25 protein-coding genes are annotated in these 22781 nt (G+C 64.7%); 11 read left to right on the forward strand and 14 right to left on the reverse strand.

What is annotated here, in order from left to right; translation table 11 throughout:
* Positions 1 to 14: 14 nt before the first annotated feature.
* From VA599_RS07190 to VA599_RS07210, 5 genes are all read right to left on the reverse strand, one after another.
* The gene (locus VA599_RS07190) at positions 15 to 2870 is read right to left on the reverse strand and encodes a YjbH domain-containing protein (protein WP_346788087.1); all 2856 of its coding nucleotides are present in this window, start codon (positions 2868 to 2870) and stop codon (positions 15 to 17) included.
* 261 nt (positions 2871 to 3131) lie between these two features.
* Positions 3132 to 3422 (reverse strand): hypothetical protein, encoded by a 291-nt coding sequence (locus tag VA599_RS07195; protein ID WP_346788088.1) that lies wholly within the window; start codon positions 3420 to 3422, stop codon positions 3132 to 3134.
* 139 nt (positions 3423 to 3561) lie between these two features.
* Positions 3562 to 4503, reverse strand: coding sequence for a homoserine kinase (locus tag VA599_RS07200; RefSeq protein WP_104945434.1), 942 nt, complete (start codon positions 4501 to 4503; stop codon positions 3562 to 3564).
* A gap of 10 nt (positions 4504 to 4513) precedes the next feature.
* Positions 4514 to 4846: a DUF2782 domain-containing protein gene (locus VA599_RS07205; RefSeq protein WP_104945433.1), complete on the reverse strand. Its 333-nt coding sequence runs from the start codon at positions 4844 to 4846 to the stop codon at positions 4514 to 4516.
* Positions 4847 to 5114: 268 nt separating this feature from the next.
* Complete coding sequence (locus VA599_RS07210) at positions 5115 to 5843, reverse strand: LOG family protein (protein ID WP_346788089.1); 729 nt, start codon at positions 5841 to 5843, stop codon at positions 5115 to 5117.
* A 14-nt stretch (positions 5844 to 5857) separates the two neighbouring features.
* Here VA599_RS07210 and polA point away from each other — a divergent pair, with 14 nt between their 5' ends.
* From polA to VA599_RS07240, 6 genes are all read left to right on the forward strand, one after another.
* Complete coding sequence (polA, locus tag VA599_RS07215) at positions 5858 to 8656, forward strand: DNA polymerase I (protein ID WP_346788090.1); 2799 nt, start codon at positions 5858 to 5860, stop codon at positions 8654 to 8656.
* 181 nt (positions 8657 to 8837) lie between these two features.
* On the forward strand, positions 8838 to 9380 hold the full coding sequence (locus VA599_RS07220; protein ID WP_104945431.1) for a GspH/FimT family pseudopilin: 543 nt from the start codon (positions 8838 to 8840) through the stop codon (positions 9378 to 9380).
* Positions 9367 to 9861 carry a prepilin-type N-terminal cleavage/methylation domain-containing protein gene (locus VA599_RS07225; protein WP_021476874.1) on the forward strand — a complete coding sequence of 165 codons (495 nt, stop codon included), beginning with the start codon at positions 9367 to 9369 and terminating at the stop codon, positions 9859 to 9861. Before VA599_RS07220 ends, VA599_RS07225 begins: the two co-directional genes overlap by 14 nt.
* Positions 9839 to 10708 (forward strand): hypothetical protein, encoded by an 870-nt coding sequence (locus tag VA599_RS07230; RefSeq protein ID WP_346788091.1) that lies wholly within the window; start codon positions 9839 to 9841, stop codon positions 10706 to 10708. Before VA599_RS07225 ends, VA599_RS07230 begins: the two co-directional genes overlap by 23 nt.
* Complete coding sequence (locus VA599_RS07235) at positions 10705 to 11340, forward strand: pilus assembly PilX family protein (RefSeq protein ID WP_158677404.1); 636 nt, start codon at positions 10705 to 10707, stop codon at positions 11338 to 11340. The genes VA599_RS07230 and VA599_RS07235 overlap by 4 nt, the downstream gene beginning before the upstream one ends.
* Entirely contained in the window at positions 11337 to 11765 is a 429-nt protein-coding gene (locus VA599_RS07240; RefSeq protein ID WP_152526907.1) for a type IV pilin protein, read from the forward strand. The genes VA599_RS07235 and VA599_RS07240 overlap by 4 nt, the downstream gene beginning before the upstream one ends.
* Positions 11766 to 11774: 9 nt before the next feature.
* On the opposite strand, the gene VA599_RS07245 is transcribed toward VA599_RS07240, so the two are convergent.
* From VA599_RS07245 to metX, 4 genes are all read right to left on the reverse strand, one after another.
* The gene (locus VA599_RS07245; RefSeq protein ID WP_021476870.1) at positions 11775 to 13052 is read right to left on the reverse strand and encodes an AmpG family muropeptide MFS transporter; all 1278 of its coding nucleotides are present in this window, start codon (positions 13050 to 13052) and stop codon (positions 11775 to 11777) included.
* An 87-nt stretch (positions 13053 to 13139) separates the two neighbouring features.
* Positions 13140 to 13328: a YqaE/Pmp3 family membrane protein gene (locus tag VA599_RS07250; RefSeq protein WP_346788092.1), complete on the reverse strand. Its 189-nt coding sequence runs from the start codon at positions 13326 to 13328 to the stop codon at positions 13140 to 13142.
* 25 nt (positions 13329 to 13353) lie between these two features.
* Positions 13354 to 13947: a methionine biosynthesis protein MetW gene (gene metW, locus VA599_RS07255; protein ID WP_021476868.1), complete on the reverse strand. Its 594-nt coding sequence runs from the start codon at positions 13945 to 13947 to the stop codon at positions 13354 to 13356.
* Complete coding sequence (gene metX / locus VA599_RS07260; RefSeq protein WP_104945428.1) at positions 13944 to 15086, reverse strand: homoserine O-succinyltransferase MetX; 1143 nt, start codon at positions 15084 to 15086, stop codon at positions 13944 to 13946. Before metX ends, metW begins: the two co-directional genes overlap by 4 nt.
* A 157-nt stretch (positions 15087 to 15243) precedes the next feature.
* Between metX and VA599_RS07265 the strand changes: the two genes are divergently transcribed.
* The 5 genes from VA599_RS07265 (at position 15244) to ybaK (ending at position 18631) form a co-directional block, all read left to right on the forward strand.
* On the forward strand, positions 15244 to 15426 hold the full coding sequence (locus tag VA599_RS07265; RefSeq protein WP_346788093.1) for a protein MIGRI: 183 nt from the start codon (positions 15244 to 15246) through the stop codon (positions 15424 to 15426).
* Positions 15427 to 15502: 76 nt separating this feature from the next.
* Positions 15503 to 16420 (forward strand): tRNA modification radical SAM protein MnmL/YtqA, encoded by a 918-nt coding sequence (gene mnmL / locus VA599_RS07270; RefSeq protein WP_346788094.1) that lies wholly within the window; start codon positions 15503 to 15505, stop codon positions 16418 to 16420.
* Between the two features lie 132 nt (positions 16421 to 16552).
* Complete coding sequence (msrP, locus tag VA599_RS07275) at positions 16553 to 17470, forward strand: protein-methionine-sulfoxide reductase catalytic subunit MsrP (RefSeq protein ID WP_346788095.1); 918 nt, start codon at positions 16553 to 16555, stop codon at positions 17468 to 17470.
* A complete protein-coding gene (locus VA599_RS07280; protein ID WP_346788096.1) occupies positions 17470 to 18087 on the forward strand; it encodes a protein-methionine-sulfoxide reductase heme-binding subunit MsrQ in 618 nt (205 codons plus the stop codon). The genes msrP and VA599_RS07280 overlap by 1 nt, the downstream gene beginning before the upstream one ends.
* Positions 18088 to 18151: 64 nt before the next feature.
* Entirely contained in the window at positions 18152 to 18631 is a 480-nt protein-coding gene (gene ybaK, locus VA599_RS07285; protein WP_346788097.1) for a Cys-tRNA(Pro) deacylase, read from the forward strand.
* Here the strand turns inward: ybaK and VA599_RS07290 are convergent.
* The 5 genes from VA599_RS07290 to VA599_RS07310 form a co-directional block, all read right to left on the reverse strand.
* Complete coding sequence (locus VA599_RS07290) at positions 18615 to 19379, reverse strand: substrate-binding periplasmic protein (protein ID WP_346788098.1); 765 nt, start codon at positions 19377 to 19379, stop codon at positions 18615 to 18617. The two genes, ybaK and VA599_RS07290, sit on opposite strands and share 17 nt — an antisense overlap.
* Before the next feature lie 63 nt (positions 19380 to 19442).
* Complete coding sequence (locus VA599_RS07295; protein ID WP_346788099.1) at positions 19443 to 20894, reverse strand: 4Fe-4S binding protein; 1452 nt, start codon at positions 20892 to 20894, stop codon at positions 19443 to 19445.
* Complete coding sequence (locus VA599_RS07300; RefSeq protein ID WP_346788100.1) at positions 20891 to 21715, reverse strand: FTR1 family iron permease; 825 nt, start codon at positions 21713 to 21715, stop codon at positions 20891 to 20893. The genes VA599_RS07295 and VA599_RS07300 overlap by 4 nt, the downstream gene beginning before the upstream one ends.
* A gap of 18 nt (positions 21716 to 21733) precedes the next feature.
* On the reverse strand, positions 21734 to 22069 hold the full coding sequence (locus tag VA599_RS07305; protein WP_021476859.1) for a cupredoxin domain-containing protein: 336 nt from the start codon (positions 22067 to 22069) through the stop codon (positions 21734 to 21736).
* A gap of 101 nt (positions 22070 to 22170) precedes the next feature.
* Positions 22171 to 22716, reverse strand: a complete 546-nt coding sequence (locus VA599_RS07310) for an iron transporter (RefSeq protein WP_021476858.1) — start codon at positions 22714 to 22716, stop codon at positions 22171 to 22173.
* Positions 22717 to 22781 lie beyond the last annotated feature (65 nt).

Consider the following 22781-nt stretch of genomic DNA (forward strand, 5'->3'; position numbering starts at 1 on the left):
CCTATTGTTCAGACTTATCGGAGAGGGACTTCTATTTGCATGCCCAGCTGTTTGGGCGTGGCGATCAGGCTGCTGCGGTATCGGCTGTCGTTGCGTTGGGCTTGCCACAGCCAATTACCCATCGCGTAGCCAAGCAGGCCGCCTGCCGTGACATCGGACAGCCAGTGGTCGCGGCTGGCCGCGCGCCCCGCAGCGCCCAGCGCGGCCACGCCATACAGCCAGGGTTGATCGTATTCCTTGGCGAACGGCGTGACGGAGGCGAACAGCACGGCGGAGTGGTTGGAGGTGAAGCTGCTTTGCAGCCGCGATTCTCCCGGCTCCTGGGTGCGCCATGTGCTGTCGCCGCCGCTGCCAGGACGAGCGCGATTGACGGCTAGTTTCAGAACCGAGCTGCCGGCGACGGCGGCGACGCTCGACTCCAGCGCGATCAGCCCGGTATTGCTCAGCCTGTCGTCGCCCAGAGCGAACGCGGCGCCGGACAGCGCGACCGCGGCGATGGGAAGATCCTTGCCCAGCTTGCCCCAGTTCCGGATCAGGCGGTTGTCCTGACGTTTGCTGAAAAACCGATCTACTGGACGATCCAGGCCTGCTGCGGCGAACGTGGCGACGGCAGCGGCGGCCAGCGCTGCGCTCTTGTCATCCAACTCCAGCCAGCGATTACCGCTGTCCTCCAGGCGCAGGCGGATCATGGGCCAGGGATGGTAGCTGGGTTGAGGCGGCGTGACTTGCGGCAGGTTTTGCTCGTCCGGCCTCTCGGCGAAATTGCCAAGACCATCGTAGCTATCGATGTCGCGTTTGGGATCGCTCAGCATTTCATAGAGATCGCCCGGCGACATCACCATTTGCCCTACGTCGCGGGTCCATGGCGATAGCGAAAAATCTCCTACGGTTCGGGCATCGAAGGTCAGCAAGCTATTGAGAGGGATTGATAGAAATATGCCTTTGTCGTTGTATGGGTTGCTTGGGGAACCGGGGTTGGTGATGTCATTGCCGTTGGTTTTTGTGTACCAGAATCCGGCCTCAATGCCAGAGCGGAAACGGCGTTTGAGTTCCAAGCGCACGCCGTCGTCCTTGGCGAGGAAGCGACCGGCGCGCATGGTGGCTGTAACGCCCATCGGCAATTTGTAATGCAGCGATGCTAGCGCCGTAACGGTTTGGTAGTCGCGCTTGCCGAACCAGCCGTTCACATCGCGTTGTTGTAGTCCATCAACCGATAGATCCATTGCCCAATTTTTGTTAAAGCCCGGGTAGTAAAGGAGCTGACCGCCGGCACCGCGGAACATCTCCTCGTACAAGCCGGTCGACAGCCGCGCATAGGTGCTAGGCGAAAGCGTTATGTATTGGTTCAGCAGCAGACGGTTGAGCTTGGGAGTTTTGATGCGCTTGTAATCGGCAATGTCGGACCGGACGTGGGGCAGCAGACTGTTGGAAGGCTGCTTCACCGCGGTAATGGTGTTATAAAGATCGGCGCTCAGAGCGCTGTCCAGATACAAACCCTTGGCTAGGCGGCGCTTGTAGGTGGCCTCTGCCATGATGTCGTAATGGAATGCGCCGCTGGGGTCGTTGAAATAGACCCCCATCTTGGGTGCGAGATGGAAGCGATTGTCTTCCGTGTCGTCGCTGGTGACCTGTATCAGATCGCCTTCCTGATTGGTCAGCAGGTTGACGTCTATGCCCTCACGCAGCGTCAGCGCCAGCGTCCTGCTATCCAGTGGCCTAAGCTCCTCGTCTCGTCCGGATTTGATGCTGACCGTTTGCAGGAAGCGATCTCGCCCTACCTTGCCCAACAGGTAGTCGTTCAGCGTCGGCAGGTCGTAGAAGCTGTAGGTGGCGATCGGCTGCTCGAGCTCGGTGTAGACTACCCTGATTTCCCGCGTTTCCAGCGGAGCGAAATACAGCGCGGTGCGTACCGCGCGGCCGACCGCCCTGCCGACGTTGGAGATGCGGCTGTTCCCAAGCTCCATGACCAGACTATCGCGCTGCATCGCGATGCGGATGTTCTTGAAATCCTGTTTGCCGAGCGCGGTGGACAGCGTCTTGGCTCGGTCGGGATCGCTTTGCCATTCAGCGAGGGGTGGTCGGGACGGTAGGTCTGGGGCACCGGTGTAATAGGCCGATTCTTGTATCTTGGGAACGAATTCTTTCAGATTGAGCGGAATATCGATCCTGGCATTGATGCTGGAATGTGTTTTCTGGCGCGCGACCTGCAAGCCCAGCCAGCCCCATTGATATTCCAATCCGACGGCGGGCCCTTTGTTCCGTTTTTCTGCGAATGTGTGGTAGGAGAAGGGGTCAGAACGGTAGTCGTTGGCATCGTATTCCGCGACCAGCGACCAATTTGGCAGGAAACTGGGCGTTAAGCGCATACCACCGAAAAAGCCATTAATGCGTTGCTGGCCGTAGCCCAGCGAAACTTCAAGGTTGGGCCACAGATACTTGCTGGCGACCAAATACTTGGCTTTCCAGAGCCGGTTGCCCTGGATGTCCGTGGCACCGAAGGCTATTGCTGGCATCCATGCGGACTCATCCCATAGTTTGAGCTTCAAATCTATGGCTTTGTCCTTGTAACGGCCATAGCTGCCTCCGTATTGCTGATCGTTAAAGCCGGGCACGCCGGAGATCGATGTGTAGCGTCCAGATACCTCAAGCCATGGCAGTACGGTAGTCGAGGTCCAGAGAATGCCGTATGGCTTGTCGTAGCCATAGCCTAGGCTGAAGGTGCCGTCTTCGCCGACGCGAGCCGACGGCATGTTGATATAACCGATTTGCCCTGTCAGAGATGGCTGGGCAAACGCGTTGCAGGCGAGGAAAAACGGCAGTCCCCCCCATAAAGCCCCGGTGACCAGATAAGACCTGGATTTATTATGCATGTACCGCGGTCCAAGCTTGGATGTAGCTGGTGCTACTTAATATGCGCGCCCAAAGGCGGCCCCTAATGTCAAGTGAAGCTAGATACAAGGTTTTTGCTGTTTTATGGGTACGGATAGTTTTATTGAATTAAATGACAAAGTCATTAATTTTTTGCAAGACAAGCCGTGATGGAAAGGGGCTTTAACGCGAAAGCCAAACTAAGCCAAGCGATCCAACTTTTTAAAGTCGGGCCGCTTGGCTTGCCGATACCGCTTGGCTGCTTAGTGGTGGGTAGCCGCCGAGTGGCTCGACGAAGAGTTGCTGTTGCTGGAGACGGCAACAGCGGCGGCGACGGCTGCGCCGATGGCGGCGATGGTGCCGATGCTCAGGCCGGCGATGCCGGCGGTGGTGCCTGCAGCTCCTGCGGCGGCGGCGCTGGTCGTGCCTGCGGCTGACGAGCCGGCAGCGGAAGTGGCTGCCGCTTCTTCAGCTGCGAAGGCCGAGGTGGCCAGCATGGAGGCGAGGGCGAGGATGACGATTTTTTTCAGCAGCATGGTGAACCCTTTGCTCAAAAGTTGACCCACAGAAATTCAGTTATCAGGCTACTACTCGCTTTTGATGATATGTGAATCTTCACATTTTTCAAGGCAGATCTGATGACGTTATCGTGAATCCCATGCCGGCTTCGCGCAATACTGCGTTTGGACAGTGTCACGCCAGCCAGAAATCCTGCCTCTGGCGGTGAGCCAGCAGCAAGCGTTGGAATACGGCCGGATCCTTGGTGTAGGTGAGTTCCCCGCTTGCCGGCTGGTACTGGTCTTGCAGCCGCGATACCCAGAAGCGAAGCGCGGCGGCCCTTAGCATTACAGGCCAGCAGTCGCGTTCGGCGGCTTCCAGCGTCCGTTCGGACTGATAACCTTCCAGGAAGGCTAGCGCCAACTCGTCGTCCAGTTCGCCATCGTCGCGCCTGGCCCAGTCATTGACGGCGATGGCCACGTCGTACAGCAGGATGTCGTTGCAGGCGTAATAAAAGTCGATGAAGCCGCTGATGTGGTTTCCATCCAACAAAACGTTGTCGCGGAACAGGTCGGCGTGGATCACGCCGCTGGGCAGGTGGTCGAAGCGATGGCCATCCTGGAACTGGATTTCCTCGCTCAGCAGCGCGGCTTGGTCGGCTGGCATCTGGGGATATAGCTGCCGGGCGGTCCGGCTCCACCAGCGCGGGCCGCGCGGATTCGCCATCTGCAGCGGGAAGGTGGCGCCAGCTTTGTGCATCTGGGCCAGCATCTCGCCGACCGCGCGGCATTGGTCGGGGTTGGGATGGCTGACGTCTTTGCCTGACAGGCAGCTGACCAGGCAGGCAGGCTTGCCGGCCAGCATCGAGGCGAAACTGTCGGTGTGGTCGGCGATAGGCGCCGGACAGGCGACGCCGTGCCTGGCCAGATGGCTCATCAGCGTCAGGTAGTAGGGCAGTTCGTCGAGCCGCAGCGTTTCGAACAGCGTCAGCACGTAGCGGCCATGCGAGGTGGTGACGAAGTAATTGGTGTTGGTGATGCCCGCCGCGATGCCTTGCAGCTCCTGCAATTGTCCCAGCGCGTAGCCTTGAAGCCAGTGTTGCAGCGATTCCTGGCCGACCGTGGTGTAAACCGACATGCCGCCTCCGTTAGAATCGCACCAGGACCCAGCGCGGGATCACGATGCGGGTGGCGGGGTCGATCTGCCTCATGTTGCCGGAGCCATTGTCGTCTATCAGGTAGTAAGGCACCCCGTGGGCCGGCGTGACCTTGACCATGTACAGCTGGCCGTTCAGGCGGTATTCCTCGATCTTCTCGTCGCCCTTCTGGATCAGGCGCACTTCCGGTTCCGCCTCGGCGGCGTTGGAGGGGCTGATCGCAGGCGGTGGGGGCACCACGGCCTTGGGCGGGATGGCGGGCGCTTCGGCGGCCACTGCGGGGAGCAATGGCAAGAGAAGAAGCAGGGCGGTGAGGCGGCGCATGGTTTGTCCTTTTTCGTATGTGGTTTTCAGTGTCTGTTTACGATGCTTTCGCAAGCGGCGCGGCCGCCTCCAGGTTGGATGGAGACGGAGCGCCCCGGGCAGGGAGACACCAGGGTCTCGTCCGACCGCCTGATGGCTGGGCGGGCCTTCAGCGGCGATTTTCCGCCGGCGCATGGCTTGGTCGGACGCCCATGATACTGCGGGGAGGCGTTCTCTAGCCCTGCGCCTGGCGGAAAACGGCCGCCGCCGGATAAAGACCGCAAGCAGACTACAGGTTGAGCAACTGTTCGCGTTCTTCGGGCAGCGCGTCGAAGCCGCGGGTTTCGTAGTGTTTGAAAATGGTGTCGACGATCTGCTGCGGGTCGTCGATCAGCTGGATCAGGTTGAGGTCGTCCGGGTTGATCATGCCTTCGCTGACCAGGCGGTCTTTCACCCAGTCCAGCAAGCCGGCCCAGAACTCATGGCAGCACAGGATGATGGGTATCTTGCGGCTCTTGCCGGTCTGAATCAGCGTCAGCGCCTCGAACATCTCGTCCAGCGTGCCGAAGCCGCCGGGCATCACCACATAGGCGATGGCGTGCTTGACGAACATCACCTTGCGGCTGAAGAAATGGTTGAACTTGACCGACAGATCCTGGTAATCGTTGGGTTTTTGTTCGTGCGGCAGCACGATGTTGAGCGCCACCGATGGACTTCTGCCGTAAAATGCCCCCTTGTTGGCGGCTTCCATGATGCCGGGGCCGCCGCCGGATATCACCGAGAAACCGGAGTCGGACAGGCGACGGGCCACATCCTCGGTCAATTTGTAGTATTTGTGATCGCGCGGCGTGCGCGCGCTGCCGAATATGCTCACCGCCGGGGTAATGCCTTGCAGTTCCTCGGCCGACTCGACAAACTCCGACAATATCTTCATCACGTGCCAGGCCTCGCGGGAACGGAAGCGCTGCATCATGGCGTGACGGTCACTGGTCTGCGGCAACTTATCGGACAAGCTCATACTTCTGCCTCTTTATGAAAACATTGTTATTGATCGACGGCTCTTCTTACTTGTACCGCGCCTTTCACGCGATGCCCGATTTGCGTTCCCCGGATGGCCGCCCGGTGGGGGCTGTCTATGGCATGGTGAACATGCTCAGGCGGCTGGAGAAAGAAGTTGAATTCGATTATAGCGCCTGCGTCTTCGACGCGAAGGGCAAGACCTTCCGCGACGACCTGTACCCCGAATACAAGGCCAATCGCCCGTCGATGCCCGAGGAGCTTGCTTCCCAGATTACGGCGGTCCACGACGTGGTGCAAGCATCCGGCTGGCCGATGCTGGTGGTGCCGGGAGTGGAGGCCGACGACGTGATCGGCACGCTGGCGCGGCTGGGGGCGGCGGCCGGCATGAAGGTGATCGTTTCCACCGGCGACAAGGACATGGCGCAGCTGGTGACGCCGGACGTCACCTTGGTCAACACCATGACCAACGAGCTGCTGGACGAGGCCGGGGTGAAGGAGAAGTTCGGCGTGCCGCCGAACCGGATCATCGACTACCTGACCCTGATCGGCGACAAGGTGGACAACGTGCCCGGCGTCGACAAATGCGGGCCGAAGACCGCGGTCAAATGGCTGGAGGAGTACGGCAGCCTGGACGCCATCGTCGCCCAGGCCGATAGCGTCGGCGGCAAGGTGGGCGAGAATCTGCGCGCCGCGTTGGACTGGCTGCCGATGGGCAAGCGGCTGATCACCATCGATTGCGAGGTGAACCTGGAGACCGATCTGCCGCATGGCCTGCCGGGCCTGCAGCATGGCCGGAAGGACAAGCCGCGCCTGGCCGAGCTGTTCCAGGACCTGGGCTTCCGCACCTTCTACCGCGAGGTGACCGAGGGGTCGGAGATGCCGGCTGTCGCCCAGCGCGGCGAGGACGCGCCCGCCGCGCCGCGCGGCGATCAGGCCCAGGGCGACATGTTCGCCGAACCAGCGGCCGCGCCGTCGGACAAGGCAGCCCCGGCTGAAGGCGCGCTGGCGCGCCATTACGAAACCATTCTCACCGCCGCGCAGCTGGATGCCTGGCTGGCCAAGCTGGCGGCAGCCCAGGTAGTGTCGTTCGACACCGAAACCACCAGCCTGGATCCGATGCAGGCGCGCATCGTCGGCGTCAGTTTCTCGGTGGAGGCCGGCCATGCCGCCTATCTGCCGCTGGACCATCACTACGCCGGCGCGCCGGAGCAGTTGCCGCTGGACGCGACCCTGGCCAAGCTCAAGCCGTGGCTGGAGGACGCAAGCCAGAAGAAGTGCGGACAGAACCTGAAGTACGACTGCCACGTGCTGGCCAACCACGGCATCGCCTTGCGCGGCATCGCCGATGATTCGATGCTGGCTTCCTACGTGCTGGAAAGCCATCAACGCCACAATATGGACGACCTGGCGCGCCGACACCTGGGCGAGAACACCGTCAGCTACGAGGACATCTGCGGCAAGGGCGCCAAGCAGATCGGTTTCGGCGAGGTGGACGTCGACATCGCCGCCAATTACTCGGCCGAGGACGCCGACATCACGCTGCGGCTGAACCAGCATTTCGCCGGCGAACTGTCCGGCGATCTGGAAAAGGTCTACCGCGACATCGAGCTGCCGGTGGCCGAAGTGCTGTTCAAGATGGAGCGCCACGGCGTGCTGATCGACCGCGACAAGCTGGTCGCGCAAAGCCACCAGCTGGGCAGCCAGATGCTGGAGCTGGAGCAGCGGGCCTACGAGCTGGCCGGCCAGCCGTTCAATCTGAACTCGCCCAAGCAGCTGCAGGAAATCCTGTTCGGCAAGCTGGCTATCCCGACCAAGGGCGTCAAGAAGACGCCGAGCGGCGGTTATTCCACCGACGAGTCGGTGCTGGAACAGTTGGCGCTGGATCACCCGCTGCCGAAGTGCATCCTGGAGTACCGCGGCCTGGCCAAGCTGAAGTCCACTTATACCGATAAGTTGCCGACGCTGATTTATCCACAGACCGGCCGCGTGCACACGACTTATGCACAGGCGGTGGCGATCACCGGCCGCTTGGCAAGCAACGACCCGAACCTACAGAACATTCCGGTGCGCACCGCAGAGGGCCGCCGTGTGCGCGAAGCCTTCATCGCGCCGGCCGGCTGGCAGATCGTGTCGGCCGACTATTCGCAGATCGAGCTGCGAATCATGGCCCACCTGTCCGACGACGAAGGCATGCTGAAGGCATTCGCCAGCGGCGAGGACATCCACCGCGCCACCGCGGCCGAGGTGTTCGGGGTCGATCTCGGCGCGGTCACGTCTGACCAGCGCCGCGCCGCCAAGGCGATCAACTTCGGCTTGATCTACGGCATGAGCGCGTTTGGTTTGGCCGCTCAGCTGGACATCGAGCGCAGCGCCGCCCAGCAGTACATCGATCGCTACTTCATGCGCTACCCGGGCGTGGCCGAGTATATGCAGACCACGCGCGAGAAGGCGCGCGAGCAGGGCTATGTCGAAACCGTGTTCGGCCGCCGCCTGTATCTGCCGGACATCAAGCTCAGCAACCCGGGCCGGCGCGCCGGCGCCGAGCGCGCGGCGATCAACGCGCCGATGCAGGGCACGGCAGCGGATCTGATCAAGCTGGCGATGATCGCGGTGCAGGCTTGGCTGGAACGCGACGGTTTGCAGAGCAAGCTGATCATGCAGGTGCACGACGAACTGGTGCTGGAAGTGCCGCAGGCCGAGCTGGCGCTGGTCAAGCGCCGTCTGCCGGAAATCATGGCCGGCGCGGCTGAATTGAAGGTGCCGCTGCTGGCCGAGGTGGGATCCGGCGACAGCTGGGAAGCCGCGCACTGACGCATCCATCGCATCCGTCCGGAACGGCGCCATTCGGCGCCGTTTTGTTTTTGCGTCAGCGCCGACCTGCCCTTTTGGATATGAGCGCCGCGCGGCGGCTCCGGCTTTGGTACAGGCGGCGCTGAGCGTCGGCGTCGGCGCTCTCAGACTGGAGACTTCCCATATCGGAACGGAGCGCGCGATGGACAAGCCGCGTCAGGCTGGACTGAGCTTGCTGGAAATGATGGCCGCGCTGGCGATCGCCGCCATCGGCGCCTGCCTGGCGCTGCCCGCGCTGGGACAGGCGGTGGAGCGGCAACGGCTGCGCGGCCAGGCGATGGCTTTGATGGGCTGCCTGGAGCATGCGCGCGCCGAGGCCTTGCGGCTCAACCGGCCGGTGTATCTGTGCGCGGCCAATCTGAAAGTGAACCGCGAGCTGCAGGGCTGCCTGCCGCCGCAGGGCGGCAGCGGACAATCCTGGCCCGAGGGCGCGCTGGTGTATGCGGATCAGGGCGCGGCCAACGGCTATTACGACAGCGGCGAGCGCTTGCGCCTGGCGATGTTCGACGGCGACCGGGTGGCGGTGCGCGCGGACGCCAGGCAACTGGCGCTGACGGCCGAGGGACGGTTGCAGGCATCGAAGGCGATGCATTTCTATCTGAACGGCCGCAGCCAATGCCTGACGCTGACCGTAGCGGCCAACGGCCGGGCCCGGCTGGGGGAGGTGGGCGATGCCTGCGCCTGAGCGGGGATTCAGCCTGATCGAGGCCTTGGTCGCATTGCTGATCTGGATGGTGGCGGTGCTGGCCTTCAGCGGCGTTCAGGCGCGCGCCTTGCTGCATGCGCGGGAAACCGAACTGGGCAGCCGCATCGGCGACGCGGCCGCCAATCTCTCCAGCGCCATCCTGGCCAGTCCGGAAAGCTTGTGGCCGTTGTATCTGGAGCAGGGCTACGACGACCATCGCGCCGGCGGCGCGTGCGCGGTCGGTTGCTCGGCGCAGCAGCTCGCCGACGCCAATCTTGCCCGCTTCAAGCGCGAGCTGGGCCAGGCAGGCCGGAGCGAGCAGGCGCGCGGCGTCGTGTGCCGCGGCGACAGCCGGGTGCGGCCGACGTTGGACAAGCCGGGCTGCGACGGCAAAGGAGAGCTGGCGATACGGGTGGCATGGCGTACCCGGCTGGACGGCGGCTGGCGGGAGCACGCGGGTGTCTGGCCGCTGCGGCCCTGAGCGGCAAGGCGGCGCCCTGCTGCTGAGCGTGTTGCTGGCGGCGGCGCTGACGTCGCTGGTGCTGGTGTTGTCGCTGACCGCGCTGGCCTCGGTGCAGCGCGGGGTCAGCGTGGCCGAGCAAAGGCTGGGACGGAGCCAGGATGCGCGCTGGGCGCTGGGGCAACTGGCACGGGATCTCGCCGGCCATGGGCGTTCGGGTTGTCGGTCGCTGCCATGGCGGGCCGGCGATTTCACCGCCGGAGAATGGCGGTTGCAATTGCCGGGGCGGGAGCTGGAGATCATCCGCGTCAGCCGGTCCGGAGACGACTTGGCCGGCGTGAGCTTGGCGCCGCAGCCGCCAGAGGCCTGGCGGTCGTGGTCCAGCGTCTGGCTGGGCAGCTGCGGCGGCGGCTATGCGCTGCAGGGGAGCCGCGCTCACTGGCGAGGCGGAGCCGGCGCGCCGGAGCTGGCGCTGACGCCGCCGTTGCCGGTATCGCCGCTGGCGGAGGGCGTGCACCTGTCCTCGTTGCAGCTGTGGCTGCCGCGGGAGAGGCGCTACCGTCTGGAGGCGGCCGCGCGCGGCCATCGGTTGCTGGCGCGCGACGCCGAAGGCGGATTGGCCGATGGCGGGGAGAGGGTTTTGCTGGAAGGCGTGCAAAGCCTGGACTTGCAGCTGCTGGCGCGGGACGGTTGCGGCGAGTCCGCCCGCTGGAGCTGGCGGGAGGCGTCGCAGTGGCCTTCCGGGCTATCGCCGCAGGCCGCCCGCGTGAGTTTGGCATGGTATCCCGACGACAAGGAGAACGAGGTGAGTCTGTTGAGCCTGGATCTGGCGTTGGAGCCGGTTCCGCCTTGCGGGGTGTCGCCGTGAACGCGCGGCGCCAGGGCGGCGGCGCGCTGCCGCTGGTGATGTCGCTGCTGGCTGTGCTGGGCTTGCTGGTGCTGACTTCGTCGCGCCAGCTGACCGGCGCGGGCCGGCTGGCGGCCAACGCCCAGGACAGGCAGCGAGCCGAGATGCAGGCCCGCCAGGCCTTGTCGGGGGCGGAGCAGTGGGTGTGGCGCATGGACCGCCGCCTGGGGCTGGATGCCGCGGATCCGGCGAAGTTATATGGGGAGGGCAGGCTGTTCCCGCCCAGTTGCGAGGGGACCGAAGGCAAGGGCCTGTGCGAGCCGATGGCGCCGCCTCACCGGCGCCGCGTCGGCGGCCAGCCGCTGCTGCATCCCTGCGGCAACAGCCGCGAATACGCGCTGGAGCCGGGATTGCCGCAGACCGGCTGCCCGCAGCGGGTGCGCGGCGGCGCGCTCAGCTGGGCCAATCCGCGCTATGTGGTGGAACTGGTCGACCCGCGCTTCGGCGACGCGGCCAAGGACAGGCTGTACCGGATCACGGTGCGCGCCTGGGGCCATCATCCGCTCAGCGTGGTGACGCTGCAAAGCTGGTACCGGGTGGGCCAGGATGCGGACGAAGGGCGGCGGCTGGACTGGCGCGAGGTGGCGGAGTGAAGCGGGGACTGGGGCGGGGATTCAGCCTGATGGAGCTGGCCGGCTGCATGGCCATTCTGGCCATCCTGCTGGCGCTGGCGGTGCCGAGCTATCGGCAGTACCTGCAGCGGGCGCGGATGGAAGAGGCCAGGGCGGCCCTGATGGAAAACGGCCACTTCATGCAGCGCTGGTACCAACTGCGCGGCGTCTACCACCAGGAAGGACCGCTGTCCTGGCCGCCGCTGCCGGTGCTGGAAACCGGCGCCTTCGTGATCGGCTTCAGCAGCGCCGGACCGTCCTCGGACAATATCGATCAAGCCAGCTTCATCATCGAGGCCAGGGCCAAAACCGGATCGGGCCTGGAGGAGTGGCTGCTGAAGCTGGATCAGGACGGCAACATCCGCCAGTGCCGGCAGGAGGATGGCGTCGAGAATTGCCGGCTGTAGCCCAGCGGCTCAGGCTTTCTGCGGTTCGGGGTCGTCGCCCCACGGCGCCACTTTGACCAGCAGCATCATCCCGGGCAGCGCCAGCGCCGTGCACAGGAAGAAGAACGAGGTCCAGCCCACCGAGTCGACGATGTAGCCGGTGGCGGCGTTGGCCAGCGTGCGCGGCACCGCCGCCAGGCTGGTGAAAAGCGCGAACTGGGTAGCGGTGTAGGCCGGGTGGGTGCTGCGGGCGATGAAGGCGACGAAGGCCGCGGTGCCGAGGCCGACGCCCAGCGCCTCAAAAGCGATCACCACCGCCAGCATGGATAGCTCCGTCGCGCCGACGCTGCCGAAGCGTCCGTAGCTGGACAGCCAGGCGAAGCCCAGAATCGATACCACCTGCACCACGCCGAAGGCCCACAGCGCGCGGTTGATGCCCAGCTTGATCATCCACAGGCCGCCCAGCAGGCCGCCTATCACCGCCGGCCACAGCGCCGCGTGCTTGGCCACCAGGCCGATCTGCGACTTGGCGTAACCCATGTCGAGGTAGAACGGCGTCGCCAGCGAGGTGGCCATGCTGTCGCCCAGCTTGTACAGGAAGATGAAGCCCAATATCCACAGCGCGCCCTGCCAGCCCTGGCGGGTGAGGAATTCGTGGAAGGGCTCCACCACCGCTTCGCGCAGCGTTTTCGGGCTGCCGGGAGCCTGAGCGGGCTCCTTCACCATCAGCGTCATCAGCGCGCCGGGCAGCATGAACAGCGCTGTGACCATGAACACGCTGCCCCAGTCCAGGTGGTCGGCCAGGATCAGCGACAGCGAGCCCGGAACCAGGCCGGCCAGCCGGTAGGCGTTGATGTGCACGGTGTTGCCCAGACCCAGCTGGACGTCGCTGAGGATCTCGCGGCGGAAGGCGTCCAGCACGATGTCCTGGCTGGCGGAGAAGAAAGCAACCGCCAGCGCCAGTCCGGCGATGCTCCAGATGTCCTGCCGCGGATCGAACAGGCCCAGCAGCGCGAGGCTGCCAAGCAGCGCCAGCTGGGTGGCCAGCATCCAGCCGCGGCGGCGGCCCAACAGCGGCAGCGCGTAGCGGTCCAGCAGCGGCGACCACAGGAATTTCCAGGTATAGGGCAGGCCGATCAGCGCGAACAGGCCGATGGATTTGAGGTCGACGCCTTCGCTGCGCAGCCAGGCCGGCAGCAGGTTGATCAGGGTGTACAGCGGCAGGCCGGAAGCGAAGCCGGTGAACACGCAGACGAGCATGGTGCGCGAGAACACGTCGCGCCGCCAATTGATGGTGGCCAGGGTCATGTGCTTGTTGTCGTGGTGGTGGACGGGCCGCCCGCGCTGACGAGCGGGCGGAGGTCGGGGCGGGCGCGGGGCCCGTCGGGAATGGCTTCAGCGCCGCAGCGCCTGCGCTATCTTTTGGTCGGTCTTGTACTGGCTGAGCGCGTACACCGACCATAGAGAGGCCGGAATCCAGCCGATCAGCGTCAGCTGAAGGACCAGGCAGATCAGTCCGGCGAACGGCCGGCCTATGGTGAAAAACTGCAGCCAGGGCAGGAAAATGGCCAGCAACAGGCGCATGCGTCTCTCCTTGTGCGAGGCGGGATCAGTCGCGGGCCACCCGGTAAAACGCCAGGCTGCCGCGCAGGTTAGGCAGCAAGGATACCCGCTTGCCCTTGTCCATGACCACCCTTTGAACCACTCGGATGCCGTTCTTGGCGCAGAGTTCCTCGAAGTCGCCCAGCATGCACCAGTGGATGTTGGGGGTGTCGTACCACTGGTAGGGGATGGTGTCGGACACCGGCATGTGGCCCTTCAGGATCTGCAGCCGGTTCTGCCAGTAGCCGAAATTGGGGAAGGTGACGATGGCTTCGCGGCCGACGCGCAGCATCTCGTTGAGGATGGCCTCGGTGTGGCGCATCGCCTGGATGGTCTGCGACAGCACCACGTGGTCGAAACGCTGGTCGCCGAACTCGCACAGGCCGGTTTCCAGGTCGCCCTGCACCGCGTTGACGCCGGCGGCGACGCAGCGCACCACGTTGGCGACGTCGAAGTCCACGCCGTAGCCTTGCACCTGTTTGCCATCCTGCAGCGCCGCCAATAGTTCGCCCTGGCCGCAGCCCAGGTCCAGCACCCGGCTGCTGGGCGATATCCAGTCGTAGATCATCCGCAGGTCGGGACGGAGGGTCAGTGGTTTCATGCGTTCGCCTCCTTGGCCACGCGGTCTAGGTAGGCGCGCATCAGGTCCACATAGGGCTGGTCGGTCATCAGGAAGGCGTCGTGGCCGTGCGCTGATTCGATCTCGGCGTAGCTGACGCGCTTGCCGGCGGCGATCAGCGCCTTCACAGTCTCGCGTGATCGCTCCGGCGAGAAACGCCAGTCGCTGGTGAAGCTGGCCACCAGGAATTGCGCTTGCGCCGGCTTCAGCGCGGCGGCCAGGTCGTCGTTGCAGTCCTTGGCCGGATCGAAGTAATCGAGCGCCTTGGTCATCAGCAGATAGGTGTTGGCGTCGAAGTAGTCGGAAAACTTGTCGCCCTGGTAGCGCAGATAGCTCTCTATCTCGAATTCCACGTCGTAGCCGAAGCGGTATTCGCCCGAGCGCAGCATGCGGCCGAATTTCTCGCCCATGCCGTCGTCGGACAGATAGGTGATGTGGCCCAGCATCCGCGCCAGCCTGAGGCCGCGGCGGGGGATGGCGTTCTGCTGGTAGAAATCGCCGCCGTGGAATTCGGGGTCGGTGAGGATGGCCTGGCGCGCCACGTCGTTGAAGGCGATGTTCTGTGCCGACAGCTTGGGAGCGGAGGCGATCACCAGCGCGTGGGCGACGCGCTGCGGGTAGGCGATGCTCCAGTGCAGCGCCTGCATGCCGCCCAGCGAGCCGCCGATCACCGCAGCCCAGCGGTCGATGCCCAGCCGGTCGGCCAGCCGCGCCTGCGACGTCACCCAGTCCGGCACCGTCACCACCGGGAAGGCCGAGCCCCATGGCTGGCCGGTGGCCGGATTGACGCTGGAGGGGCCGGTGCTGCCGTGGCAGCCGCCCAGGTTGTTGACGCCGACCACGAAAAAGCGTCGGGTGTCTATCGGCTTGCCGGGACCTATCATATTGTCCCACCAGCCTACGGCCTTGTCGTCGGCGTGGTGGCGGCCGGCGACGTGGTGGTGGCCGGATAGCGCGTGGCAGATCAGGATGGCGTTGCTCTTGTCGGCGTTGAGTTCGCCATAGGTCTCGAAGCGCAGCTGATAGCCGGGCAGCGCGGCGCCGCTGGCGAGCGGCAGGGGGGCATCGAATGCGGCATCCTGGGCCGCGACGATGCCTACCGAACAGTTGGTGTCGGTCATTGGGGCCTCTTCTATTTGTCCGCGTCCGCCGCCCTCTGCCGGGGCTGGTCTGGATGCGGTCTCCTGCGGCTACCGGTCGATTATATCCATAACATAAGCTTGCGCGGGAGTATGGCGCGCCGGGATAATCGGCTGGGTTTCCGCCACGGTCCCCATCATGTTCGGACGTCTGTTCAAATTCTTCGCGTTGTGCCTGCTCGCCTGGGCGGTCGCCCGCTGGTTCCTCAAGCCCGGCCAGCGCCGCAACCTGCACGAGCTCATCACCGCGCTGGCCATCGCGCTCCTGGCCAGCGCCGGCCTGTTCTGCGTGCTGTACTGGCTGGGTTGGCACAATATCTGAATCGACAAGTCCTTGATCGCGCGCAGCCTGCCGCTGGCGCCGCGGCGCTAGACTGCGGCCTTTTGTCGGCAGCGCGATGGACCTCACCCGCCATATCCACACCTTCGGCCATTATCTGAAACGCCGCTTCGGCGAGACTGTGCACAAACTGTCGCTGGCCGGCGATTTCACCTGCCCCAACCGCGACGGTACGCTGGGGCGCGGCGGCTGCACCTTCTGCAATGTGCGCAGCTTCGGACGCGAGGCCGCCAGCCTGTCCATCGCCGCACAGATCGAGCGGGAGAAGGGCAAGACCGGCCGTGCCCGGCGCTATCTCGCCTATTTCCAGGCCTATACCAGCACCTATGCCGAGGTGGAGACGCTGCGCGCGCTGTACGACGAGGCGATGGCGGCGGCCGATGTGGCGGGCCTGTGCGTCGGCACCCGGCCCGATTGCGTGCCGGACGCCGCGCTGGACTTGCTGGCCTCGTACCAGGATGGCGGGGCCGAAGTGTGGCTGGAGCTGGGTTTGCAGACCGCGCACGATCGCACCCAGGCCTTGATCCGCCGCGGCCACGGGCTGGCTGACTACCGCGACGCCGTCGCCCGCGCCCACGCAAGAGGCCTCAAGGTGTGCGCGCATCTGATCGCGGGCCTGCCCGGAGAGAGCGCCGATGATGCGCATGAGACCCTGCGGACGGTGCTGGACATCGGCGCTGAGGGGTTGAAGCTGCACCCGCTGATGATCGTGCGCGGCAGCCGGATGGCGGCGCAATACCGGCGCGGCGAGATCGCGCCGATGGATCTGGGCGCCTATGCCGACCTCGCCGCCGATCTGATCCGCCATACGCCGCCGGAGGTGGTCTATCACCGGATTTCGGCCACCGCCCAGGCGCCGACGCTGATCGCGCCCGATTGGTGCGGCCCGCGCTGGGGGGCCTTGCAGGCGATAGGCGAGCGCTTGGCGCGGAATGGTGGGCAGGGCAGCGCGCTTGGCCGCGAATGGCGGCCTTAGCGCCGGCAGGCCTTGGCTCAGGTATTTTGCGAGCTTGTGTTAGCGGGGCTGGGCCGGACAAAACTGTTTACATGCGCTACTGTCAGAATCCGGAGGATTGTTCGACCAAATGGAAACGACAGGAGAGCCGCCATGCTGATCAGGAAACCCGCCGACCATTTGCCGTCGGACATCACCAGCGAATCGGTGTATTTCAACCGCCGCCAATTCATGGCCGGCGCCGCCGGCCTGCTGCTGTCGGCGGAGACATTGGCCGGCCTGGCCGCCAAGAAGAGCCCGCTGTCTCAGCTTGCCGGCAACGACAAGCTCAACAGCCTGAAAGACATCACCAGCTACAACAATTTCTACGAGTTCGGCACCGACAAGTCCGATCCGGCGGAGAACGCGCACACGCTGCGCACCCGGCCGTGGAGCGTGCTGGTGGACGGCGAGGTGGCCAAGCCGCGCCGCTTTGCCATCGAGGAGCTGCTGAAGTTTCCGCTGGAAGAGCGCGTCTACCGGCTGCGCTGCGTCGAAGGCTGGAGCATGGTCATTCCCTGGGTGGGCTTTCCGCTCGCCAGCCTGATCAAGCAGATGAATCCCACCTCGCGCGCCAAGTACGTGTCGTTCGAGACGCTGCAGCGGCCCAGCGAGATGCCGGGCCAGCGCCAGGCGGTGCTGGACTGGCCGTACCGCGAGGGCTTGCGCATCGACGAGGCGATGCATCCGCTGGCCATTCTCGCCGTCGGCCTGTACGGCAATGTGCTGCCCAACCAGAACGGCGCGCCGATCCGGCTGGTGGTGCCGTGGAAATACGGCTTCAAGAGCATCAAGTCCATCGTGCGCATCCGGCTGCAGGAAACGATGCCGGCCACCAGCTGGAACCTGGCCAACGCCCATGAGTACGGCTTCTATTCCAATGTGAATCCGGATGTCGACCACCCGCGCTGGAGCCAGGCGTCCGAGCGCCGCATCGGCGAATTCTTCAAGCGCAAGACGCTGCCGTTCAATGGTTACGCCGAGCAGGTGGCCGGCCTGTACCGCGGGATGGACCTGAGGAAGAACTTTTGATGACGACGCTGCGCATGAAATTTCCCGCTTCCGCGGCCGACCGCCGCCTCGCCGCCGGCAAGGTCTTGCTGTTCATCGTCTGTTTGCTGCCGCTCGCGCGCGCCGCGTGGATCGTGCTGATGGGCGAGGCGGTGAATCCGGTCGAATTCATCACCCGCTCCACCGGCACCTGGACGCTGGTGTGGCTGCTGGCCACGCTGTCGATGACGCCGCTGCGCCGCCTCACCGGCCAGGCCTGGCCGCTGAAGTGCCGGCGCATGCTGGGCCTGTTCGCCTTCTTCTACGCCAGCCTGCATTTCACCACCTATGTCTGGCTGGACCAGTTCTTCGACTGGCATCACATCCTGAGGGACATCGCCAAGCGGCCGTTCATCACCGTCGGCTTCGCCGCCATCGTTTTGATGTCGCCGCTGGCGCTGACTTCCACCCAGGGCTGGATGCGGCGCTTGAAGCGCAATTGGGGCAAGCTGCACCGGCTGGTGTATCCGGTGGCCGTGCTGGCGGTGGTCCATTACTGGTGGCTGGTGAAGAAGGACATCACCCAGCCGCTGATCTACGCCGCGGTTTTGGCCTGCCTGCTGGGCCTGCGGCTGTGGTGGCGCGCGCGCAAGGCTTGATCCCGCCGCTTGGCAAGGCGCGGCCGGGGTTTTAAAGTCGGGGGTTTCGCATTGGGAACACATCATGTCCAGCAAGGCCCCCGTCACCCAGGCCGTCCGCGTGCTGCGCGAGCACAAGGTCGATTACACCGAGCATCTGTACAAGTACGAGGACAAGGGCGGCACCACGGTGTCGGCGCGCGAGCTGGGCGTCGACGAGCACTGCGTGGTGAAGACGCTGATTATGGAGGACGAGAACAAGCGTCCGCTGATCGTGCTGATGCACGGCGACCGCGAGGTGGGCACCGGCATGCTGGCCAAGCAGATCGGCGTCAAGAAGATCCATCCCTGCGATCCCAAGACCGCCGACAAGCACAGCGGCTACCAGGTGGGCGGCACCAGTCCCTTCGGTACCCGCCATCCGATGCCGGTGTATATGGAGGCGGGCATCGCCGAGCTGGACACCATCTACATCAACGGCGGCAAGCGCGGCTTTTTGATCGGCGTCAGCCCGCACGACGTGATCCGCGTGCTGAATCCTACGCTGGTCAACGCGGCGGCGTAGCCTCGGGGAAGCGGCGCTGGTAGATCGCTTTCAGGCTGCCGTCCTTCTCCATCTGCGCCAGCGCGCGTCCGAAGTCCTCGCGTATGCGCTCCGCCTGCGGGTAACTGCGCGAGAACATCAAGCCCAGCGGCGTATCCTTGTCCATCGGCGTCGGGATGTAGCCGAATTCCTTTTCATGCTCCGGCATGCTGTTGTGGATCAGGTATAGCCCGCGCTCCAGCACCATCGGCACCAGATCCATATGTCCCAGCTGCAGTTGCCGCAGCGCGTTGACTTCGTCCGGGGTCAGCAACGTGTTGAGCCGATGTTGCTGGAACATCGGGATATACCAGTAGCCCAGCTGGATGGCGATGCGGTAGCCGCGCAGCTCGTCCAGGGATTTGAACTGTTGCGGGGGATGGGGCAGGTGGGGCTTGTGGTAGAACAGATAGCTGTTGGCGCGCATCAGCGGGGCGGAAAAGTCGAAATCCCGTTCCCGTTCCGGCGTCGGCCGGTAGGGGAAGGCCGCGGCGGCCTTGCCGGTTTTGGTCAGCCATTCGGTCTGCGGCCAGCTCTGGAAGGTCAGTTGCACCCGGTAGCCGGCGCGGCGGAAGGCTTCTCTGACGATCTCGGTGAACGCGCCCTGGGCTGGAAGCTGCTGGGACACGTAAGGCGGCCATTCGCCAGTGGCCAGATCCACGGTCTGCTCGGCAGCCGGCGCGCGGAACGCCAGCAGCAGAGCAAAAGCGGACAGCAGCAGACGCCGCATGGCGACTCCTCGAAGAGGCGGGGATACTGTGTTATCGCACAGCCTCCCGCCTCAACCAAGCGCTCACCACCACCAGAACATGAAGCCCCAGGCGCAATCCACCAGGGCCAGCGCGCCGCAGAACGGCAGCAGCGCGGCCCCGCGGCGCAGGTCGCCGTTCCAGCGCGACAGAATGCCGAAGGCCAGGCGAAGCGCCCACAGATTGGCCCCCGCCAGCAGCGCCAGGCGCGCGTCGTTGACCCAGTGCATGCCAAAGCCTTCGGCTTTCAGCAGCGTCACCGTCAGCGCCGACAGGCCGAGGAACACGCCGCAGCCGGCCAGCGGGATCAGCGCCTGCGCCAGGTGGTGTAGTCGTTGGGTTCGCCAGCGGCCGGACGCGATCACCGCCAGCGCCAGCGAGATCAGGATGCCGGTGCCGAGCACCAGCGCGGTGGCGGCGACGTAGGCGATCAGCGACGCGCCGTCCAGCCAGGAGAACACGTCGTTATGCTGCGGATAGTGGGTGAGCAGCCACCACGGCGCTTCGGTGTCCAGCGGCCACATGATGTCGCGGTCCACCAGCCATTCCGCCGCGGCCTGTTTCAGCGCGACGAACCAGGGGCTCATGGTCCAGTGGAAAGCGCCCATCGCCACGCCCAGCAGGCCGTAGACGATCAACGCGGTCTGCCAGCCGTCGGCCTCTTTTTCGGCCACGCGCACCACTTCGTCGCTGGACGAGCGCAGGCTGAGCTCGATCGCGCCGCGGTGGTCGCTGCAACGGCCGCACATGTGGCAGCCGCTGCCGCCCTGCATATGCCGCAGCGGCTGCAGCGGCGCGCAGTCGACGGCCGGCGTCCGCTCATGCGAGGCTTTCCAGGCGGCCTCGTCGACGCGGTAGTACAGCGGCGCCAGCTTGGACAGGAGGCCGAACACGCCGTTGACCGGGCACAGGTGGCGGCACCAGGCGCGCTTGCCGCGGGTGTAGACGAAGCCCACGGCGATGGCGGCCACGGTGGAGCCGCCCAGCACCAACAGCGCGGCTTTCGGGTATTGGTAGACGCTGACCAACTGGCCGTAGACGGTGGTGAGGACGAAGGCGAGGAAAGGCCAGCCGCCCCAGCGCATCCAGCGCGGAATCGGCCGTCCCATGCCCTTGCGAGCCGCCCATTCCGACAGCGCGCCTTCCGGGCACAACACGCCGCACCACAGCCGGCCGAACAGCACCATCGACAGCAGCACGAACGGCCACCAGATGCCCCAGAACACGAACTGGGCGAAGATGGTCAGGTTGTCCCACATCCGCGCCGTGTCTTCAGGCAAGGACAGGCAGGCGGGGACGATCAGCAGAAAGGCATAAACCAGCACCACCGCCCATTGCAGCTTGCGCAGCAGAGAGGCGTGGTCTCGCAGCCAGGCGCCCGCGAGCGCCAGCAGGCTGCGCGGCCGACGCTCAGGGCTACAGGAGCCGCCGCCCGATGGGGCGGCGACGATGGGAATCACCCGTTGCGGCGGGCGCTGGGCGCGGCCGGATTTCATGCGGCGACGGCCTGGCGGCGGTTGCGCCACTGGAACAGCGACCAGATCGCCGCCCAGAACAGCGCGTAGGCGATCAGGCTGGTCAGCGCCGGATGCGAGCGGTAGCCGGTCAGCGCGGCCACCACGCCGCCGAAGGGGCTCATGTCGTCAAGCAGCGCCGAGCTGTCCCACAGCGGGTCCACCAGCGCCGGCAGCACGTCCATCGAAATCAGCTTTTCCACGCCGGACAGGAACAGCGAGGCGCCCAACAGCAGCAGCATGATCTCGGTGACGCGGAAGAACAGCCGCCAGGACAGCACCTTGCCGCCCAGCTGCAGCAGGTAGAAGGTGAGGAAGGCCAGCAGCAGGCCGATCAGGCCGGCCGCGCCCATCTTGGCCAGCTCCATGCCCTGGGCTTCGGCCAGCATGCCGTACAGGAAGACCACGGCTTCGCTGCCCTCGCGGGCGATGGCCAGCGCGGCCAGCACGGTCACGCCCCACCAGTTGTTGCTGGCGGCTTTTTCAGACAAGCCGCTTTCCAGCTCTTTCTTCAGCGTGCGGCCGTGCTCGCGCATCCACAGCACCATCTGCACGATCAGCGCGGCGGCGATGAACACCATGCCGGTCTGGAAGTAGTCCTGGGCGCCGGCCATCAGGCTACCGGCGGTGAACAGCGCCACGGCCAAAGCCACGGCCATCGCCAGGCCCAGCGCCACGCCGCCCCACAGATAGGGCTTGCCGGCGCGGCCGGCCGGGTTGTGGTTCATCCAGGCATTGAGGATGCCGACCACCAGCAGCGCCTCGACGCTTTCGCGCCAGACGATGAAGAGTACCTGTCCCATTCGCGTTTACCTTTTGTGTTACTTGGCGACGATCACGCCCTGGCCGGTCTTCATATGGAATTCGTCGAAAAACTTGTATTCGCCCGGGGCCAGCGGCTGGAACACCAGGAAGGATTCGGCGCCGGGGCCCAATACCTTTTCCTTGCGCAGCGGGGTGCTCTCGAACTCGGCCGGGGTCTTGCCGATGTTCATCACTTCGATCTTGAATTTCTTGTTGGCCGGCACCACTAGGCGGGCCGGGATCAACTGGCCGTCTTTCATTTGCAGCTTGAATACCGGCATGTCTTCGGCGAACGCCGGAGAGGAGAGCAGGCCTGCCAGCAAGGCGGCGGCCATCAGGCGCAGAACAGTCATCGTTTCGGAGTCCCGGAATGAGAAACAGCGCGGCAGGCCCGCGCCGTCTCCAATTGTATCGCAGTCAAGAATGCTTTGCGTTCACATTCTCACTATGCGGATCAGTAGCCGCCCTTCTTGCCGATGCCGGCGAAGGTGAACTCGTAGTTGACGTCGAACGGCTTGAACCAGGCGGCGACGCCGGTTTCCTTGTCGACGTGGCGGCCGAAGTGGGCGTGCTCATTGGCGGTCGGCGGCATGATGGTGTACTTCAGCTTGTACTTGCCCGGGCCTTGCAGCTTGATATTGTCGCCGTAGTGCGGGCCGTCGTTGGCCACCATCGGCATCAGTTCGCCCTTCTGGGTCTTGCCGCCAACCTTGGTCAGTTCGTACTTGACCACCAGGTAGGGCATCCAGGCGCCTTCTTCGAAGCCGTTCGGGTTGTTCTTGGTGGCGTGGATGTCGGCTTCCAGATGCACGTCGGATGCTTCCGGCTTCAGCATCATGCCTTCCGGCTCCATCTTGGTCGGCTGCAGGTAGACGGCGCCGATTTCCATGCCGTTTTTCAGGGCGGGCTTGCCGATCGGGTATTCCTTGGCCATGGCGGCGAAGGAGGCGGACAGGGCGATGCTGGCGACAGCCAGCTGGCAGACAAAGCGACGCATCATGTTTTCCTTATTAAGTAAGGCGGCAGTACCGGCCGCTGAACTGCATGATAATGCTAGTAATTATC

This window comes from Chromobacterium indicum (assembly GCF_039708975.1).
Taxonomy (GTDB): domain Bacteria; phylum Pseudomonadota; class Gammaproteobacteria; order Burkholderiales; family Chromobacteriaceae; genus Chromobacterium; species Chromobacterium piscinae.